General features: G+C 40.5%; 18 protein-coding genes and 1 pseudogene. 10 read left to right on the forward strand and 9 right to left on the reverse strand.

The features are described 5' to 3' along the window. Nucleotides 1-24: 24 nt before the first annotated feature. Nucleotides 25-2,526, reverse strand: coding sequence for a S8 family serine peptidase (locus ADS77_RS00165; protein ID WP_054452220.1), 2,502 nt, complete (start codon nt 2,524-2,526; stop codon nt 25-27). Nucleotides 2,527-2,660: 134 nt separating this feature from the next. Here ADS77_RS00165 and ADS77_RS00170 point away from each other — a divergent pair, with 134 nt between their 5' ends. The 5 genes from ADS77_RS00170 (at nt 2,661) to ADS77_RS00190 (ending at nt 6,271) form a co-directional block, all read left to right on the forward strand. Next, nucleotides 2,661-2,870, forward strand: coding sequence for a hypothetical protein (locus ADS77_RS00170; RefSeq protein ID WP_054452222.1), 210 nt, complete (start codon nt 2,661-2,663; stop codon nt 2,868-2,870). A 233-nt stretch (nt 2,871-3,103) separates the two neighbouring features. Beyond that, nucleotides 3,104-4,618 (forward strand): curlin, encoded by a 1,515-nt coding sequence (locus ADS77_RS00175; protein ID WP_054204159.1) that lies wholly within the window; start codon nt 3,104-3,106, stop codon nt 4,616-4,618. A gap of 56 nt (nt 4,619-4,674) precedes the next feature. Next, on the forward strand, nt 4,675-5,055 hold the full coding sequence (locus ADS77_RS00180; protein ID WP_231658990.1) for a curli production assembly/transport protein CsgE: 381 nt from the start codon (nt 4,675-4,677) through the stop codon (nt 5,053-5,055). Between the two features lie 16 nt (nt 5,056-5,071). Beyond that, a complete protein-coding gene (locus ADS77_RS00185) occupies nt 5,072-5,485 on the forward strand; it encodes a curli assembly protein CsgF (RefSeq protein WP_054204189.1) in 414 nt (137 codons plus the stop codon). After that, nucleotides 5,486-6,271 (forward strand): CsgG/HfaB family protein, encoded by a 786-nt coding sequence (locus tag ADS77_RS00190; protein WP_054204157.1) that lies wholly within the window; start codon nt 5,486-5,488, stop codon nt 6,269-6,271. Nucleotides 6,272-6,339: 68 nt separating this feature from the next. Here the strand turns inward: ADS77_RS00190 and ADS77_RS00195 are convergent, their stop codons facing one another. The 5 genes and pseudogenes from ADS77_RS00195 to ADS77_RS22590 form a co-directional block, all read right to left on the reverse strand. Beyond that, nucleotides 6,340-6,711 (reverse strand): hypothetical protein, encoded by a 372-nt coding sequence (locus ADS77_RS00195; protein WP_054452224.1) that lies wholly within the window; start codon nt 6,709-6,711, stop codon nt 6,340-6,342. A 44-nt stretch (nt 6,712-6,755) separates the two neighbouring features. Continuing rightward, nucleotides 6,756-7,217 carry an HIT family protein gene (locus ADS77_RS00200; RefSeq protein ID WP_054452226.1) on the reverse strand — a complete coding sequence of 154 codons (462 nt, stop codon included), beginning with the start codon at nt 7,215-7,217 and terminating at the stop codon, nt 6,756-6,758. Nucleotides 7,218-7,253: 36 nt separating this feature from the next. Further along, nucleotides 7,254-7,946, reverse strand: a complete 693-nt coding sequence (locus ADS77_RS00205; protein WP_054204154.1) for a helix-turn-helix transcriptional regulator — start codon at nt 7,944-7,946, stop codon at nt 7,254-7,256. A 163-nt stretch (nt 7,947-8,109) separates the two neighbouring features. After that, a pseudogene (locus tag ADS77_RS22010) lies at nt 8,110-8,217 on the reverse strand (trehalase family glycosidase); the annotation flags it as partial. A 99-nt stretch (nt 8,218-8,316) separates the two neighbouring features. After that, a complete protein-coding gene (locus ADS77_RS22590) occupies nt 8,317-8,892 on the reverse strand; it encodes an RHS repeat-associated core domain-containing protein (protein ID WP_054452231.1) in 576 nt (191 codons plus the stop codon). 514 nt (nt 8,893-9,406) lie between these two features. On the opposite strand from ADS77_RS22590, the gene ADS77_RS00220 reads away from it, so the two are divergent. Both ADS77_RS00220 and ADS77_RS00225 read left to right on the forward strand, forming a co-directional pair. After that, nucleotides 9,407-11,503, forward strand: a complete 2,097-nt coding sequence (locus tag ADS77_RS00220) for an LruC domain-containing protein (protein ID WP_054452233.1) — start codon at nt 9,407-9,409, stop codon at nt 11,501-11,503. Between the two features lie 9 nt (nt 11,504-11,512). Beyond that, nucleotides 11,513-11,980 (forward strand): hypothetical protein, encoded by a 468-nt coding sequence (locus ADS77_RS00225; protein ID WP_054452236.1) that lies wholly within the window; start codon nt 11,513-11,515, stop codon nt 11,978-11,980. A 29-nt stretch (nt 11,981-12,009) separates the two neighbouring features. Here ADS77_RS00225 and ADS77_RS00230 read toward each other — a convergent pair whose 3' ends face one another. The 3 genes from ADS77_RS00230 to ADS77_RS00240 are packed head-to-tail and all read right to left on the reverse strand — an operon-like array spanning nt 12,010 to nt 13,686. Further along, on the reverse strand, nt 12,010-12,654 hold the full coding sequence (locus ADS77_RS00230; protein WP_054204148.1) for a GDSL-type esterase/lipase family protein: 645 nt from the start codon (nt 12,652-12,654) through the stop codon (nt 12,010-12,012). Continuing rightward, nucleotides 12,655-13,179 carry a DsrE family protein gene (locus tag ADS77_RS00235; RefSeq protein ID WP_054452237.1) on the reverse strand — a complete coding sequence of 175 codons (525 nt, stop codon included), beginning with the start codon at nt 13,177-13,179 and terminating at the stop codon, nt 12,655-12,657. A gap of 42 nt (nt 13,180-13,221) precedes the next feature. Further along, complete coding sequence (locus tag ADS77_RS00240; RefSeq protein ID WP_054204146.1) at nt 13,222-13,686, reverse strand: flavodoxin family protein; 465 nt, start codon at nt 13,684-13,686, stop codon at nt 13,222-13,224. Nucleotides 13,687-13,902: 216 nt separating this feature from the next. Here ADS77_RS00240 and ADS77_RS00245 point away from each other — a divergent pair, with 216 nt between their 5' ends. From ADS77_RS00245 to ADS77_RS00255, 3 genes are all read left to right on the forward strand, one after another. After that, nucleotides 13,903-15,372, forward strand: a complete 1,470-nt coding sequence (locus ADS77_RS00245; protein ID WP_054452239.1) for an SWIM zinc finger domain-containing protein — start codon at nt 13,903-13,905, stop codon at nt 15,370-15,372. Next, the gene (locus tag ADS77_RS00250; protein ID WP_054204144.1) at nt 15,363-16,901 is read left to right on the forward strand and encodes a DUF5691 domain-containing protein; all 1,539 of its coding nucleotides are present in this window, start codon (nt 15,363-15,365) and stop codon (nt 16,899-16,901) included. Before ADS77_RS00245 ends, ADS77_RS00250 begins: the two co-directional genes overlap by 10 nt. 100 nt (nt 16,902-17,001) lie before the next feature. Further along, nucleotides 17,002-18,081: an ATP-binding protein gene (locus ADS77_RS00255; protein ID WP_054452242.1), complete on the forward strand. Its 1,080-nt coding sequence runs from the start codon at nt 17,002-17,004 to the stop codon at nt 18,079-18,081. Nucleotides 18,082-18,085 lie beyond the last annotated feature (4 nt).

Consider the following 18,085-nt stretch of genomic DNA (forward strand, 5'->3'; position numbering starts at 1 on the left):
TGGGCTTTGAACAGTTCAAAAGTTTTAGTTAAATGTAACTGTCACTGTGTTCGAACATGCTGACTCAGTAACACATACTTGATAGTCGTAACTATCTAATGTTGCGTTACGCTCAAAATCACGATAGCGACCATTGTCAGATACTGTGTCTAGTAACTCACCATTACGGTATATGCTCACTTGCTCTGCAGCGACTGTTGGCCAACTAAGATCAACTCGCATCGTACCCAAGCGTGTTTTATTAGCTCGTTTTAGTGACAGCTCAATTTCAACATCAGTTACTACCACTGTTTGTGTGAATGTATCGGTGAGTCCTTCACTGTCAGTGGCTGTCAGTTGCACTTCATAGCTACCAGCTTGTGCAAATGTATGTACAGGGCTGCTGTCTGTTGATGTATCACCGTCACCAAAATCCCATGCCCAACTAACAATATCATTATTGCTGTCAGTACTCGTGTTGTTAAAAGTCACCATCAGGCCTTGTGTGTCAAACTCAAAACCTGCTTGCGGAGGTTGGGGGCTCACTTCACCAATGGCACTAAAAGTAATAGACCAATTGTTTAATGTGCCAGTGTCTGCTGAAAGCGTATCTTCAACATGGAGAGTCCAATCACCTGTTGCTACTTCACCATTAAAATTAGCGAGTGTATAGCTTTGTACTAAGCCATCAGCTCCGCCTCCGGTTTGACTATGAAGCGTTGTTGCAGTACCTGCAGGTGAAGTAAGCGTTACAACCAAATCACCGATATATGTGTGTGAAATATCAATATTCGCTTGCGTTGCAAATACCGTTAATGGGTCAGCAACGGTGATCACTGAATCTATCCCATCAACATTACTATCAGGAATATCGATAGATGTGTCGTTACTGTAAGTAAAGTCATTTAAACCAACTGGATCAACTAATAAACTTACCGATTTTTGCTTCGCCAGTTCGCCTGAAGACGCATTCACAGTAAAGCTATAGCCCCCCCATTGCGTCGACTCTTGAGTAGGTACTGACAATGTAATAGCTTCACCTGGCATAGCAGTATTAGCAGATAAACTGGCACCAGCTAAATCACCCACAAGTTCAAGGTTAACAACACCATCCCACTGCGCGATTGACCCAATCTCAAATGTATAGGTTGCCACATCACCCGCGGTTATTTGCTGAGAACTTGGCGTAACTGATAATTTAAAGCTCGGCGTAGGATCTGCCTGCTCTAACGCTTGGTTCGCGTTTAAGCGTTTACCCGATACGGTTTTACCTTGCAGTTGTGCATTGTCATCACCACTGTCCATTAACAGTTGTTTGAGCTCACTGGTTGAAAGATCTGGATTGATCGATAATACCAATGCAGCCACACCCGCAACATGAGGTGTTGCCATTGACGTACCTGAATAACTTGCGTAACCATTACCTGGGACAGTTGATAGAATGGCGCTACCTGGCGCGCCTAAATCAACAGTCGTTGCACCCCATTGTGAAAAATCAGACATATTATCGCGGCTATCAGTACTAGCTACGGATAACACACTTTCGTGCTCATAATTTGCCGGATAGCTTGGGTTTTGATCGTTATCAACAGCATCATTACCCGCTGCTGCAACAAAAAGGATGTCGGCTTGTTCACTGGCTGTGATCGCATCAGCAAGTGCCTGACTAAAGCCACCACCGCCCCAGCTATTATTAAGCACACGAATATTTACACCGTCATTTTTTAAACCCACCATGTAATCAATACACTTGATTGCATTAGAAGTTGAACCACTACCTTGTGCGTCCAAAAACTTACAACCAACAATTGCAGCATCATGGTTTACACCCACTACCCCGTTATTGTTATTACCTGTGGCACCAATAGTACCTGACACGTGCGTACCATGGCCTTGATCATCCATTGGATCACCTGCACTAGTAATCGCATTAATACCATAAATATCATCAACATAACCGTTATTATCATTATCAATACCATCACCTGCAATTTCACCTGGGTTAACCCACATGTTTGCAGTTAAATCACTGTGACTATAATCAACACCAGTATCAATTACACCCACAACAACATCTTTACCACCCGTGGTAATAGACCATGCCTCTAATGCATCAATATCGGCATCAGCAGTACCACCCGTTTGTCCTTCATTATGGAGGCCCCATAATTGTGAAAAATCAGGATCATTGGGTGTATTAGCAATACTTACACGGTAATCGGGCTCAACATACTCAATCGCGCTATGCGTTTGTAGTAACTTGATAGCCTCTTTGGTACTCATTCCTGTTACTTCAAACTTAGCTAAACGCCCTGACAAAATAGACGAATAATTATCATCAACTCCATCTTTATTCAAATCACTGATTTTAGCCTTTACCAAACTACGCGCTTGTAACCGAATAGCCTGTGACGTACCTTTTTTATACATGACTAACAATGAGTCTTGGCTCGCTTGAATAGAAGACTGCGCAGAAATATTCGTTACTTGTGCTGCTGCAAGACATGGCAAAATAGCCAAGCTTAAAATAGATAATTTAGTTTTCATTTACTGTATCCATAGTTAGAAAAATTAACTCAATGCAAAAGTGCAACTAAGTTTTGTTAACTTCACTACTTTGAAAAATATTACATGGCAAGATCAATAAATGACCACAAAAAAGAAAACACACAAGAAAAATTATGACCGCAACTGTAAAACCATTCTTTAACATGGGTTTTACCCATAACCTTCAAGAAAACCCATTCATTTTTACTGGTAAATCTATAGCTGCTCGACTACGCCAGTCTCATCATTTTTTACCAGTTACCAACAACAAAAACTTAACAAATTGGCAACATAAAATTAAGTCTTTGAAATTAAATGAAAATAAAAACCCTAAAAAAAGATGATTTAAGTCATTTCGATAACACAATACAGTAAATCGTCAGTTGATTTCGGCTCGCTTTTAAATAACACACAATACAGCACCGCCATCAACATAACTCTTCACCTCTTTGATGAATGAGTATTTTGCTCTTGATATTACAAAACTTAAATCGGCAAGGCATGCCGAACACAATGCAGGAATTGGCGGTATACCCATCAAGTCACTGCGCTAATAATTATAAGTTAAGGAAAAATCATGACATTGAAAAAATCTTTATTAACATGTGCAATCGCAGTTGCGTTGAGCTCAAGCTTTGTTGCACACGCAAATATAGAAGATAAAAATCAATCAACTTCGGTACTAGCAAGCCAAGTCTCAAGTACTGCGGTAGGAAATGTTCTAACAATTGAACAAACATCATTACAAGGTATAGGCAATGATGCCACCGTAACACAACAAGGCGATGGCCTTGAGGCTAACGTAAAAAGTTTAGGCGATAACAACAGTATTACGGTCGATCAAAAACAAATTCAAAATCTATCACTAACTTACACTGTCGGTGACAACAATACGTTAAGCCACAGCCAAGACGGTGAACTCAATGGCGCATTATCAGACGTAACAGGTAACGACAACACGATTGATGTCGCACAATATGGCAGTGGCTTTTTTGGCATTAATAATGAAGCTATCAACATCATCCAAGGTGATAACAATGATGTTGCAGTTACGCAACAAGACGGTGGCCATTGGTTCTATAATCTAGACTTACAAGGAAACGATAATACTCTTAGCGCATCACAATCAGGGTTATTAAACGAAGCAAAGATTGCATTGATCAGCGGTGATGAAAACTCAGTTGAAGTCAATCAAATTGGTCTGTTTAATGCTTTTGCAATTGACGAGCTTGTTGGCAACGAAAATGAGCTTTCAATCGACCAAGATGGTAATTTCAATGACGTTACAATCACTTCACTGCGTGGTGATGATAACCGCTTAGAAGTAGAGCAAGCCGGTGATTCTAACAAAGCAACTTTCGCTGATGTAGAAGGCGATGACAATAGACTCTCAATAGATCAAGAAGGTAATAACAACGTATTTACTTCTGATTTATTTGCAGGCACTGATAATGAAGTATCAGTAAATCAACAACAAAATGACAACCAAGTTGGCGCTGATGTTGTTGGTGATAATAACGAACTCACCGTTGTACAAAACGGTTCTACAAATGAAACATATTTAGGTGTTATTGGTTCAAATAACGAATTCATGAGTAACCAAATTGGTAATGAAAATAGCGCACACATTGCCAACTTTAATGGCGAAGGTAATGATGTAGACCTCGCTCAAGCGGGTGATATGAATACCGCGTTAATTCAGTCCTCGTACCCAGATACTACAATTGCATCAAATAACAACGACATCAACATTTACCAACTAGGCACTGCGAATGAAGCAGTTGTTACTTTTGGTAGCGTAATTGATAGCAATAACAACAGCGTTGATTTTTCTCAAAACGGTGAACTCAATGCGATTGATTTAGTAATGGAAGGTAATAACCATTCAATCGATATTTCCCAAGAAGGCGACATGAATATGGTGGCTGGAATTGGTAGCGGCGCATTTATTATCGGCGGCGATAATATCAATTTCGAAGTTACTCAAGTAGGTAACGGTAACCTTGTAGAAGGATCAATCATTAACTCAAATAGTTCTGTGATCATCACCCAAGTAGGTGATTTCAACACAGCAACCATTACACAAGAGTAAGGATATAGGGGGGTTATCGCCCCCCTATACGTTATACCATGTTAATTAAAACACTTATGACTTCATTTAGCTTGCTGTGTGTATTGACCTACAGCGCTTTTTCTCATGGTGCTGATGAATTAGAAATAGATGGTTTGGTACTTGATCGCAGTATTAGCCGCTTTGGTCATCAATTTTATTTTGAATTTTCTAACTTATGGCGCGATCTCCCTTCAACTGCGGGTTTTAACGTCGAAATAAAAGAAACAGTGTTACCTCGCGCTGGCACTCAACTTACCCTTATGATGAATAATCAAACTGTTTACGTAACCTATTTAGGACGTCGACTTGAACCAATTAGTGATCGCGTTGAGCACGCACTCTATGGCGTTATGGATGCAATGGCACGCTCAAATTTACACAAAGCTTCGCCAGATATGGCAAAAAACGGATGGTAAAATGACTCCCAATTTTATGAAATATATAATAACAATTATTACAACGGTTTTTTCTTTCACCTTGTGTGCAACCGAGCTTGTCTATACCCCAATAAACCCTAGTTTTGGCGGTAGCCCATTAAACGCTAATATGTTGCTCAATAAAGCGCAATCACAAAATAAACATAAAGCCCCGATTATAGAGCAAAGTTATGCTGAAAAATTTCAAGATTCCTTAGAGCGTACGTATTTAAATCGTATGGTACGTGAAATCACAGATATTGCTTTTGGCGAGGATATTGATGACAGTATTTTTAATCAAGATTCTATTTTCTTAAGCGGGGATTATGAGATTCAAGTGATCACTAGTACTGTTGATTCAATAACAGTACGTATTACCAACACCACTGATGGCAGCATTGTAGTTATTGAAGTCCCGAGGTTTAGCTAAATGAAAAAATTATCAATTACAGCATTTGCCATTGCATTATCTGCTCTTTTATCAGCATGTAGTAATGTGGGCCACTTGATCCCACCATCTAAAGAGTTAGCCGCTACTTTAGCACCTACTGATACCTTTACAGCACTGCAACAACTCCCTAAGCCAGCAGGTAGCATTGCCGTTTCTGTGTATTCGTTTCGCGATCAAACAGGTCAGTATAAACCACAAGGGAATGTGAGTTCATTTTCTACCGCCGTCACGCAAGGTGCAAATTCAATTTTAATGCAAGCACTGCATGAGTCTGATTGGTTTATCCCTGTTGAACGAGAAGGCTTACAAAATATACTAACAGAGCGAAAAATCATTCGCGCTTCTCAAGCAGATCAACCCAATGCTGTTGAACTCCCACCTTTAACGACGGCAAAAATAATCTTAGAAGGGGGTATTATTAGCTACGACACCAATGTAAAAACAGGTGGATTTGGCATGGAATATTTTGGCATTGGCGCATCAGAGCTATACCGAGAAGATGCAATCTCTATTTATTTACGTGCCGTAGATGTACGTACAGGACAAGTTTTACTTTCGGTTGCTACAAGCAAAAAAGTACTTAGCCAAGAAATGCGGGCAGGCTTTTTCCGTTATGTCAGCTACAAACGTTTAGCCGAAGCTGAAGCAGGCTACAGCGATAACGAGCCAATGAGTATTTGCGTCACTCAGGCAATTGAAAAAGCCCTCAGCGATTTAGTCATTAAAGGCATTGATAAAGGAATATGGGCAACAAAGCGTAGTTAATCTTTCCCCAACAACAGCCTTAGTAAATAGTTAAGTCTATTGCCAAGGCTGTATCTAAATAGCCTTCGCTAGTAGTTATTACCAACTGCAATGCATAATCCTGCGATGCAAAAAAAGAATATCCACGACAAATGCTTACCTCGGGTAAACGTTAGCGACATAATACCACTTAGGATAAATACCACAGCAATAATGTGCAGAATATCAATGCTATAATTGCCACTTGGGTACAGTATAAAGTAGATGATCGCCGCAAATCCCCACCAAGCAATGGTAGTTAAATGCCAAGCGAAACGTAATACACGCTTTGTAAACCAATCACTGCCAAGTAATTTAGGTAAATTGTCGCGTTTAAATAAGCGGATCAAAATATACTTTTCACCCAAGTATGAGTGAACTATTCCGCAAAATACTAATAAAAGTGCTGCTGCCTCTAACATGGTGCTCCCTAAGTCAGGTCAAAATAATCTCATCATTTAAAACGTCACGCGTGCGCTCTTAATACCTCAGCTAAAGCGGCAAGATCACTATCGTCCGCTCTCTCGCAGTCATGAGATGATAAATACCCTTGATACTTTTCTATAAAAGGCCCAAACGTCGGCTCTATATGATGAAATTCAGATCCACTTCCCGTACCATGCATAGGTGATAATTTACTATGTAGATGATCAATTTCATAGCCTTCTAAAAACATACCTGTTCGCCCTACTCCATCGAGTACAGAGTCTAAAATAAGCGCTACTTTTTTAGTTGCGACTATAAGTTTTTCAAGAACTTGATCCGGTTGTGCAAAGGCATAACTTGAAAGGTGCTGTTTAGGGATCACAACCGTGGCCCCTTTCGTGTTTGGGTAAATAGTTAAAAAAGCCAAATGTTCATCGTCTTCCCACACTTTGTGGCAAGGTTCTTTGCCAGCGACAATATCGCAAAAAATACACGTATTCATGCTATTTCCTATCTACTCAATAACTATAAAAAGCATTTAATCATGCAACGGCAATCTAACCGCCATATAACGCTGTGCCCAATTAGCAAGTTCAATACGATTACGTGAGCTGGTTTTTTTAAACGCACTATACAGGTGCGTTTTCACCGTGTGATCACTGATATTTAATCGATCAGCAATATCATGATTACTGGCACCTTGAGCAAGTAAGTATATAACTGATTTTTCACGTTTAGTTAAATTAACTAATTGCTCGTGTGTGCTATCGATATTGAGGGTATTTGACTGTTCATTATTTGTGACCATCGCGAGGATTTCAATGAAAGTAGATGAAATGATCTTACGGCTAAACCACAATTCATCATTAATTATGCGGACTAATCCTTTAAATACATTTTCTGGTGCGTCATGATCATAAAACACACCTTTAAAATTATTAAGCAATAGGTTTTTTTCACATGTTGCATCAGGATTAGCATTAAAAACAATAACAGGGCGTAATTTTGCTAGCATAATTAAATCTGCGGGCACTAAATCTTGCCAATTACTGCCGGCACTGTCGACTAAATAAAGGTCAAAATCATGGCGCTCACTCGTATGCGGCAAGCAGTCTTCCATTTTAACCTTGCCAAAAAACGCCTCTAGTATTTTTATCAAGTAAGAGTAGCTTTGTGTTTGAGGGCGTACGTTTTGAACTGTTTTTATAAATACAGAAGTCGGTTGAATCATCTGCTTTCGTCCTTGAAATATTTCATTCACAATACCCAATTAAATAACAACATTCAACCGTTATTTATTGATTAATACTATGATATATATAGTGTTTACAAGGATAGACGTCTAGCTATTTAGATTGAGACCGCAAAATAATATACTCTACAAATATAGTTTATTAAGAACCAGCCAAAAAGACTAACCTATAAAACCGCGAAGTCACGCCATTTGTCCAGCCAAACCCTTGCTGTACACTGTATTCACCGCCACCAGCACAGTTATCTGGTTCGAATAAACTAGACAGCCACTTTAATTGAGTAAATAAAACTGCGCTACTAAGTTTACTCTTTTGGGCTAAAAGTTTATCTCTTCTTGCATTCAAGTATCAAACTTTAGGATGGGTGTCATCTTTGTTTACGCCGCCTAGAGAGCTTGCCAAACCAACTGCACCACCAACTGCCGATGCACGAGCAACAGAAGAAAAACTTGCGTTATCGTTTGTCAATAGTTCTGTCGCACCACCTATTACAGCACCAATTAGTATTGCAGCTATTTGAATGCCAAATTCACCATCCGGATCTACGTATGTATAAGGATTATTATTTGCGTAGGTATATCTATTAAACCCATGTACAGGATTCCCACGAGCCATATGCCCCATTGAGTCAACCGGATCATTCGAATAAAAACGCCCGATAACTGGATCATAGTATCGTGCCTGCATATAACTCAACCCTAAGTCGGTGTCGAATTTATGCCCTGTGTACCCTACGTCATCTTTGGGTGCTTCTATCGATTCACCAAATGGGCGGCTGTGCTGTCGGCTTTCATTCACTGTTTGCGGTGTTACGTCTCCGTACTTGGCAATCAGTTTTTTACCTAAGTAAATATAGTTAGTGCCGTTGCCTGTTATGGTCTCGCCTTTTTCTCTGTACAGTAATGTACCACCTTGGCTGTACATTGAATAGCTGGTGCCATTGCCATCGCTCTGTTTTACGCGGCGGTTGTGACCATCATATAAATAGCTATTACCTTTTGCTGTAGTAAGCTGGTTTGCCGCATTAAAATCTAAACTATATGCACCGTTGTTAGTAATATTTCCGCGGGTATCATAGCCTATTGAGCCATGCCGACCACTTACGCCGGTTACACTGCTTAAGCGATTTTATAAAATAACATTTTTAATCAATTGTTTTACTTAAATAAAAATGACAAGCATATATTTTTAGCTGCTAATTACTCATCAGGAATAACATTACCCCTTGCGCGCTGTTAACTGTATTACTCAGAGTTGAGCTATCTAACTGGAATATCAGGCGGATACAAAGCAAACCTGGTTGAGTAATTGAGTCGCAATTCGTATCGCAAATTGCAAAAACATTGATCAGCAATGCCACAACACTTTGAAGTATATAATAAAAAAAGTTGGCTTGAGTAATGCACTTCCAAAGTAGCTTACCCATTGGAGTCTTTATATGAAAACTAAACAACTTTATGTAGCTGTCACTTTGGCTCTATTGAGTTTGGATTTACACGCAGATCCTTTTACGACTTGTCCGTCAAAAGCTTTTTTAGTACAAGAGTCAGTTGCTAAATTATATGGTGTTAACTTAGCAACTGGTAGCAATGCTGTTTTAAGTGATAATTTAGGCACTACTGGCAAAATCAATGGGTTGGGATTTAATCTACATGACCGATATTTATATGGCTGGGGATACGACGCAGCAACCATAGTAAAAATTGGCAACGACTTTCAAATGATTCCATTAGCAGTTGCTAACACACCCGCAAGCACTAACTTTTATGTTGGTGACGTTTCTGTTCAACAAAATTATTACTACAGCTATAGAAAAGGCGCTAGCTATGGCCTTTATCGTACTGATTTAGATGAAAGTAGTAGCGACTACTTAATTATGAATCTGGTTGTTTCTGGAGATTTACTCAATTTAAACATCTTTGATTTAGCATTTCACCCTGATGCAGACTCAAACCCTAACGCAGACCGTGCTTATAGTGTTGATAGTAATGGTAATTTACATAAAATAACTATCCAAAAAGATGGCTCAACCGCAGTATCAACCAATTTAGGTAATGTGGGAGTGTCCGGTACATTTGGTGCAGTTTATTTTGATGTTGATGGTAATTTTTATATCAGCAGAAATAGTGATGGTCATGTTTTCAGAATTGATGTTTCAGCAGCATCACCTAATGCAACGCTGTTTGCTTACGGGCCAAGCTCTTCTAATAACGATGGTGCAAGGTGTGCGACAGCACCGATCATAGATGAAGATGACACCACAATTGATTTTGGTGATGCGCCAACTAGCTATGGCATTTCATTAGCTGATAACGGTGCAAGACATGAATTTGATGAAAATGGCATTTTTCTAGGTGATATTGTCAATGGCGAACCTGTACCTAAATCTACAGATGATAGCGATGATGGCGTTCAATTTGTCACAGCCTTAGAGGCTGGCCTTGATAGTTTAATTATTGTTAAAGCATCAAAAGAAGGTTATTTAAACGCTTGGTTTGATTGGGATAACAATGGCAAGTTTGATGATACGCAAGCGATAAGCCAGCACTTATTGGTTGAAGGGTTAAATGCAATATTAGTAGATATTCCAAGTAATGCATTTGTAGGTGATACATGGTCAAGGTTCAGAGTATCAAAAACAGCTGATATAGGCTCTATTGGCGGGGTATCTGATGGTGAGGTTGAAGATTACCCAATTAGCATATCAGATCCAGGAATTACCAGTATTAGCTATCCAGGGGCAAATGATTGGGTTGCATTGGCTTATGAGGATTTATGGCCTGAAAAGGGTGATTATGACTTTAATGATGTTGTTGTTAATTACCGTACAACCACTGATTTAGTGGGTTCTGATGTTGTGAGATTTACAGTAGAGGGCACGTTAAATGCTGTTGGGGCAAGTTATCATAACGGTTTTGCTGTGCGCTTAGATTCAATATTGTCTAGTAACATCAATGAAGATTTAATTCGTTATGAAATAAACGGTGTGCAGCAAACTAGCTCTGCGATCGAGCCAGGGCGTAGTGAGGCTATCATAATCGTTATGGCTGATACTAAGAGCTGGTTTGAAACCTCAGCGTCATGCACATATTTTAGAACACAATCCGGGTGCGAAAACAGCCCTAAAGTTAGCTTTAAAGTGACAGTGCCTTTAATTACACCTGTGGCAAGTGAAAGCGCTCCATCCGCATTATTTGACCCCTTTATTTTTGCTGTAAATGGTTTTTATCATGGCCCATTTGTCGATGTTAACAATGCTAGAAGTTGGGAAGTACATCTTAAAAACCAATCTCCCACAGAGGCTTTTGCAATCTCATATGGTCAAGCCGATGATAACAGTGGTTCAGAAATGTATTATCAAACAGCACAAGGGTTACCTTGGGCATTAGAAATTGGTGTGAACTGGTCTCATCCTAAAGAGGGCGTTGATCTACTGAGTGCTTACCCTGATTTTGCCGAGTTTACACAATCATCAGGATCAGAAAAAACAACGTGGTTTAATACCTTTAGTGAATCAAAAGTCATCAATAATTAGGAGTTTAATATGAAAAATTTAATCATGACTATTTTGGCGGCAACAGGGTTTATGTTACAAGGCTGTGGTGGTGGATCGGATGATACAAATACATCAACTCCTATTCAAGGAGAAACACCTGCACCAGTTTCACCACCAGTTGTTACGCCGGTTTCAACAGCTGATTTAGTCGCAACACCCGAATTTGATTTTTCGACGCAATTTGAATTACTAATAGACGTTAAATTGACTGAGATATCTCAACGAGCGTATTTAAATGTATGTGTTAAACCTCAACTTGAGCAACCTGTGGACTATAATAACTGTATTTATAGAAGCCCGATCAGCAGCTTAGGCATTAAACAATCTGTAACAATCGCTAATAGTGAAACAGAGTTAGTCGCATTGATATGGTTTTATGATGGCAGCACTGAACCTCTCACTTACCAATGGATGTATGAATCAGGCCAAACAGAGCAAAGCTTTATTGTTCGATAAACTCTAAGGCGCGTTGCTACTATTTTAATTTAGTCACTAATTAAAACAGCCCGCCTTAAGTAACCTGAGTATTGGTAAATAAGCTCAAATACAGCATTTGCTAGCTTTTTGTGCTCTGTGGCTGGTAAATGAATTCCCTCGTTTTTACAGGGTGTTATTAATGTGTGACCGTCTAAAAAAAGGCAGTTGTGTGCGTGTGCTATACGCCTACACTCGTGAGATAATTGCACGGCTTTAGCCTGTGCGCCTGCGTAAATGCGTTGGTATTGGCCTACTTCAAACACTGTAAATGGGCTAATAATAACTAAACGCGGTTGAGGTGTTGATTGATAAAACAACTCAATTTCATTAATAAATTGCGCTAAACCTTCAGCAATTTTCTCTGCTGTTAACGCAAAGCGTGCTTTTAGATCATTCGTACCCAGTTGTATGATGATTACATCAAGCTGATGCGCTTCAAGATAAGGCTTTAAGTACGTAACCCCTGATTTGTTCCCGGTAAATGGTGGGTTATTTACAAGTGTGCGGTTAGGTTGGCCTGCTTCAATTACTTTATGTTCGTCCCCGATCGCTTGTTTGAATAATGTAGGCCAACGTTCAATTTCAGATAAACGCGAGCCATCTATTGCTGAAAGCCCAAAGGTATTTGAATCACCAAAACACAAAACATTCATTTAAAACGGGTTCAAGGTATAACCTTGCTGCTGTAATTTTGCGTGAGCGGTCATTGCTGATAGCGACATTTTAACACCTTGGATAAGCTGCTTTTTAGCTACTTTCATATGCGTTGCCGACTGGCCGCATACATAAATGTCGGTGTTATTAGCAAGTAATTGCTTTATAAGTGATTGGTTTTTGTTACCTACACCAAAACGCTGCGTGTAAAAACTGTTTTCAAGCACATCAACACTGGCACTGCCATGAACAACCAAAGCAAGCTTGATATTGTCAGGGTTAACGCCATGCGCCACATGCATATTAATAAAACGCGCCAACGAATTTATATGGTTATTTTGCTGACCTTTTTCAGCACCCTCACCTACATCAAAAGCTATTTTAAACTGCGCCTGCTTTAGATCAGATGTGTGCTCTGTAACATTATAAAAAAAGCCAAAATCTTTAATAACAGGCTCGGGTTCCTGTGCTGATACTGCGAGGCTTGTTAAAAGTAGGCTAAAACCCATAAATAACGTTTTCATAAATTACCCTTTTTTGTTTTAGCCTACCCTGTTTAAAACAGTTTAACTAGCTTGAATATGTGAATGTGCTTTAAACGTCATGCCTAAATAGTTAAAGGTATGTTTAAACATATCTATAAATGCAGATGGGGCCTCTGCTGAGGCTGCATTTGAGAGTAAAGAGTAATGCTTTTGGCGCAATGTTCTTAACTTTGGCTTTAGCGCCTCATCATCCATGTAATCGGTTATTCTATCCATAAACGCTTTCATTTGTGGGGTCGTGTTGTACCAGTAAACGGGGGATGCAAATACCCAATGTTCATAACGTAACAGCACTTCGAACAAGTTATAAAAGTCGTCATTGTTATATTGCTTATCATATCGGTAAGGGGCAATAACATAATCATCTAAACAAAAAACAATGCCGCTTTTTTGTTTACTGTATGCGTTCACCTGCGCTGTTGTATTACCATTTTTTCGGCCACTTGAATAAATAATCGCTGTATTATGTACTGATTTTTGTTGCATTGGGTTAACTCCTTTTTAATGATGCAACCAAGCATAAAACCTCAAGCTAAGTTAAGGTCAACAACTATTTTTTTACCTTTTTTAGGCGCTATTTGTGATCAATTTTTTACTTTGATGTACCTATATTAACTATTAGCGTATTGTATTTACGAGAATTATAGATAAACTGGCGCTATTAACCTTATTCCACATTAGTAATGTAGTAGGCGTTTTATCATGGAAGTATCCGACACGCTCGTGCAAGAGTTGGCACCCGATCAGCCATCAATTAATGCCGCAAAAAAATTACTCAAACCCGCCAAGTGGCCAGTGCTTGGGCAAGCCCAAGACGTAAATACAATTTGGGGAGAGTGTCAGGGCTCAGGCTCCACACCCTACTACACTATGGCTGATGTGAGCGATCACGGCTATAAATGTACATGCCCGTCGCGTAAGTTTCCGTGTAAACATGTGCTTGCGCTATTTTGGCAGTTTTCTGACTTGCCTGATAACTTCGCTAAAACTGCGCCGCCACAATGGGTGAATGACTGGTTAGGCAGACGCAGACGCTCCACCAGCACAACAGACGAAGCCTCTGCGCAGGACAACGCAGCAAAAATAAGTAAATCCGCCGCCCCCCTTTCATTGCATAAAACCAATGTTGAGAAAGTACTCACCGATGAAGAGCTCGCTAAACGTGAAGAAGATAAAGCTAAACGCGCAGCGCAAAATCGAGCCAAAACTCTTGATTCAGTGGCACAAGGGCTGACTGAGTTACAACAGTGGATAAACGATCAACTTAGCAGTGGCATTGTACAGTTTTTAAAAGACAGCCGAAATAAGTGCCGCCAAATAGCGGCGCGTTTAGTTGATGCCAAAGCAGCAAACTTGGCAGCAAGAATTGACGAATTACCAGCAAAAATACTGGCTCACCCGGTGCAACATCAACCCAGCGCGGCGCTCCAAGAGCTCGCTAAATTAGCGTTACTCAGCGAAGCATGGCTAAGTAACCCGCAAGACATTGATGCCTATCGCAGTGTTGTTAGCAGCGAAAATCGTGAACAAGTACTCAGCCCCAATACTGATGAAAATAGCACTCAACCGCTCACTATCAATGGTACGTGGCAAGTTATTGGTGAAAAATCACAAATGCGCCGTAATGGCTTACTAGCGTCTATGCGCTGGTTAAAGTTACTCTCGCCAAGCGATGAACAAACATCGACTCCTGCAACTGCGATTGCTATGTTGCTCGATTTTATTCCTGTAAAAAGTGGCAGTAGTAAAACGCAAAGTGCGCTGGGGAAAACCCTAAAAGGTAAAGTAACTTTTTATGCTAGTCGTATGCCATACAGGGCTATTTTAGGTGAGCATGAATACATACCCCAAAGCCCAACTAATCAGCAAATGAGCCATATACAAGAACCACTTCAAGATTGGCGACTACATTTTTTGCAGCATCATGCCCAATTGCCATGGCTTGAAGAAGTGCCTTTTATTACCCCTGCAGGGCGTATTAGCCAAGACAAGTCAGGTCAATACTGGTGGCAAAATAACACTAAAACAGTGCATTTGCCTTTAATAAATGAAGTGCTAGATCCTTTAATATTGGGAAGCCAGCTTGATACGGCCTTTGTATTACTCGATGGACAATTTGCTGAGTTAATAAGTGTTGAAACAGCATCATGGGGCGTTATTTTATGTCAGTAACTATCATCGACACTCATGCTAACGAAATCGAAGCGCGTAATGAGCAGCTTAATAACGCATTGCAAGCAGCTCAAAAGCTCGAGAAAAAATGGCTCGTTGGGCATGATCAAATCAACCTAGTTGAACTCCCCGATGATTGGCAAACATTACTAAGTGCGATAACACCGAGCAAACAAAACATGTATGCGCTGATACTTTCTCAGCAACAACAATTGATTATGCACTACCCATCACCCGAGGCGGAGTTAGTATCAGCACCTGATATTCCGACACTTGCACTCCCGTGTATTACAACCTCATTGCGGCCTCTATTTAGCCGTGTAATGACATTTTGTAAACAACAAACAAGCTCAGGGTTTGATGCCGTACTTAATTTACTTGCTAGTCGTGGCGTATGTGCCCACCCAGCCGATTGGATGCCAACAAAACACTCAGACTCTGTGCCCAGTATTTATTTACCTTGGGTATATTGGTCTAATGATCAATTATGCCAATGGCAAGCGCAGCAAAATACAGCACTTGAACAACTACAGTGGGACGACCTTTACCCAGCAGAAAAACGTGCCCGCTTAACCCAACTTAGGCATACAAACCCACAACTAGCAGCGCAGTATATTCATCAGGTTGCGAAAACTGAGTTAGCAGAAAATCGGCTGCGTTTGTATCACATTTTAAGCATTCATTTAAGCCATCAAGATCAACCCCGATTACAAGAATATTTGACCGATAAATCAAAAAAGGTGGTGGCCTTTGCCAAACAATTACTCGCACGTTTAGCTGTGGATGTTGACGATACCCAAAGTGATCAACACGCACAAGAGTTAGCACCTTGGCTAGAAGTAAAAACCAAAGGTTTGTTTAAAAAAACCACCATAGTATTGCCCGCAAAACTCAAAAGTAAAACACAACAGGCCATGCGAACCGAGTTTATTGCTGAGGTTTCATTAGCAGCATTAGCAAAAACACTTAACATTTCGGTTACACAGCTATGCAACGGCTGGCAATTTGATCAATACCGTGAGCAAGATAATATTGGCTTTATTAACAATGCGTTTGATTCCCTGCCAGAAACAACACTCAATGACTTTATAACCCGCAGTTGTGATGAACTCTTCACGCACAGCTTGTTATGGTATGTACTGCGTGGCGTTAAATCTCGTTTATCACCGCAACATGTTGCCACTGTTATTTATACGCTGCTTGAAAAAAAGCATATGCACTTCAATTTTGGCAATTTGCTGTCGCTCATTGATTCGCCATTAACAGAGCTAACTTGGCAACAACTAAGCCACACTCAAGCTTGGGCACAATTACAGCAAGATATTAAACAGGAGCTCACTGATAAACATTACCTTGAGCATTACGCCATAATGAGTGAGTTATTAGCACTTGGGCTATTTTTACCCCAAGCACTGGCACAGCGAATTTACGATGGCGTGATTGCATTAGGTGTGATGCCTGCAGATCCCATGCTAGACGCACTTAAACTTAATGTTGGCTTAGTCGCTGTAAAGGCACAAACACCATGAAATTTAATAAAAGCCAAGCCGCACAGTCATTTTACAACCCTTTATTAGCCGCCCTAAATATAAACAGGACGCGCAACACACATTATTCAAGGACACTATAATGAGCGATATCCTTCGTTTACCCGTTGAGCAAGTATACCAAAGTGAATTAGATGCATTAAAAGCGGACGACACCGGTAATAAACCCTATAACTGGGCAATGTCGCCACAAGCAGTGGTTACTTATTTAATGGGTGGTAAAACTGCATCGGGCGTTGATATTTCAGCAAAATACATTGGCCACCGCCGCATTATAGAAACCGCCGTTGCCACGTTGGCGACCGATCGCGCATTATTACTTTTGGGCGTACCTGGTACAGCCAAATCATGGGTGTCTGAACATTTAAGCGCAGCCATCTGTGGCTGTAGTACCCAAGTTATCCAATGTACCGCTGGCACAGACGAAAACCAAATTCGCTACGGCTGGAACTATGCGCAGCTATTAGCACATGGCCCGAGTAAAGAAGCCCTTGTTGCAACGCCACTATTGCGTGCAATGGAGAATGGCAGCTTGTGCCGCTTAGAAGAGCTAACCCGTATGGGCTCTGACGTTCAAGACACCTTGATCACCGTACTATCAGAAAAAATGCTCCCAGTACCAGAGCTAAACGATGCCATATTTGCACAGCGCGGTTTTAATATTATTGCCACCGCGAATAACCGCGATAAAGGCGTTAATGAACTATCATCAGCGTTAAAACGTCGCTTTAATGTTGTGGTACTGCCGCTGCCAGATTCGGTTGATCAAGAAGTCGAAATTATTAATAAGCGCGTTGCTGAAATGGGCCAATCGTTAGATTTACCAGTACCGAAAAACACCGCTGACGAAATTGCCAAGGTTGTTGCCATTTTTAGAGAGCTACGTGGCGGCGAAACGCTCGACGGTAAACTCACATTAAAAACCCCAACCGGGAACCTATCAACCGCAGAGGCTATTGCCGTTATGGTTGGCGGGCTCAGCCAAGCAAACTGGTTTAGCCAAGGCCAGTTAACCGCAGCCGAAATTAGCCAAAGCATGCTTGGTGCAATTGTGAAAGACCCCGTTCAAGATCGCGCCGTATTAGAGGAATACCTTGAAACAGTGCTCAAAAAGCGTAAAGGCTATGAAGACTATTACCACCATTTAAATCAGGTGCTATAAGGTT

Source organism: Pseudoalteromonas porphyrae, assembly GCF_001298125.1.
In the GTDB taxonomy this organism is placed as follows: Bacteria; Pseudomonadota; Gammaproteobacteria; order Enterobacterales; family Alteromonadaceae; genus Pseudoalteromonas; species Pseudoalteromonas neustonica.

Excerpts from the sequence above, each read along its gene's own strand:
- ADS77_RS00180 (WP_231658990.1), top strand. The coding sequence starts at position 4,675 with ATGACTTCATTTAGCTTGCTGTGTGTATTGACCTACAGCGCTTTTTCT.
- ADS77_RS00225 (WP_054452236.1), top strand. The coding sequence starts at position 11,513 with ATGAAAAATTTAATCATGACTATTTTGGCGGCAACAGGGTTTATGTTA.
- ADS77_RS00255 (WP_054452242.1), top strand. The coding sequence starts at position 17,002 with ATGAGCGATATCCTTCGTTTACCCGTTGAGCAAGTATACCAAAGTGAA.
- ADS77_RS00185 (WP_054204189.1), top strand. The coding sequence starts at position 5,072 with ATGAAATATATAATAACAATTATTACAACGGTTTTTTCTTTCACCTTG.
- ADS77_RS00235 (WP_054452237.1), bottom strand. The coding sequence starts at position 13,179 with ATGAAAACGTTATTTATGGGTTTTAGCCTACTTTTAACAAGCCTCGCA.
- ADS77_RS00240 (WP_054204146.1), bottom strand. The coding sequence starts at position 13,686 with ATGCAACAAAAATCAGTACATAATACAGCGATTATTTATTCAAGTGGC.
- ADS77_RS00200 (WP_054452226.1), bottom strand. The coding sequence starts at position 7,217 with ATGAATACGTGTATTTTTTGCGATATTGTCGCTGGCAAAGAACCTTGC.
- ADS77_RS00245 (WP_054452239.1), top strand. The coding sequence starts at position 13,903 with ATGGAAGTATCCGACACGCTCGTGCAAGAGTTGGCACCCGATCAGCCA.
- ADS77_RS22590 (WP_054452231.1), bottom strand. The coding sequence starts at position 8,892 with ATGTACAGCCAAGGTGGTACATTACTGTACAGAGAAAAAGGCGAGACC.
- ADS77_RS00220 (WP_054452233.1), top strand. The coding sequence starts at position 9,407 with ATGAAAACTAAACAACTTTATGTAGCTGTCACTTTGGCTCTATTGAGT.
- ADS77_RS00190 (WP_054204157.1), top strand. The coding sequence starts at position 5,486 with ATGAAAAAATTATCAATTACAGCATTTGCCATTGCATTATCTGCTCTT.
- ADS77_RS00250 (WP_054204144.1), top strand. The coding sequence starts at position 15,363 with ATGTCAGTAACTATCATCGACACTCATGCTAACGAAATCGAAGCGCGT.
- ADS77_RS00170 (WP_054452222.1), top strand. The coding sequence starts at position 2,661 with ATGACCGCAACTGTAAAACCATTCTTTAACATGGGTTTTACCCATAAC.
- ADS77_RS00165 (WP_054452220.1), bottom strand. The coding sequence starts at position 2,526 with ATGAAAACTAAATTATCTATTTTAAGCTTGGCTATTTTGCCATGTCTT.
- ADS77_RS00230 (WP_054204148.1), bottom strand. The coding sequence starts at position 12,654 with ATGAATGTTTTGTGTTTTGGTGATTCAAATACCTTTGGGCTTTCAGCA.
- ADS77_RS00205 (WP_054204154.1), bottom strand. The coding sequence starts at position 7,946 with ATGATTCAACCGACTTCTGTATTTATAAAAACAGTTCAAAACGTACGC.
- ADS77_RS00195 (WP_054452224.1), bottom strand. The coding sequence starts at position 6,711 with ATGTTAGAGGCAGCAGCACTTTTATTAGTATTTTGCGGAATAGTTCAC.
- ADS77_RS00175 (WP_054204159.1), top strand. The coding sequence starts at position 3,104 with ATGACATTGAAAAAATCTTTATTAACATGTGCAATCGCAGTTGCGTTG.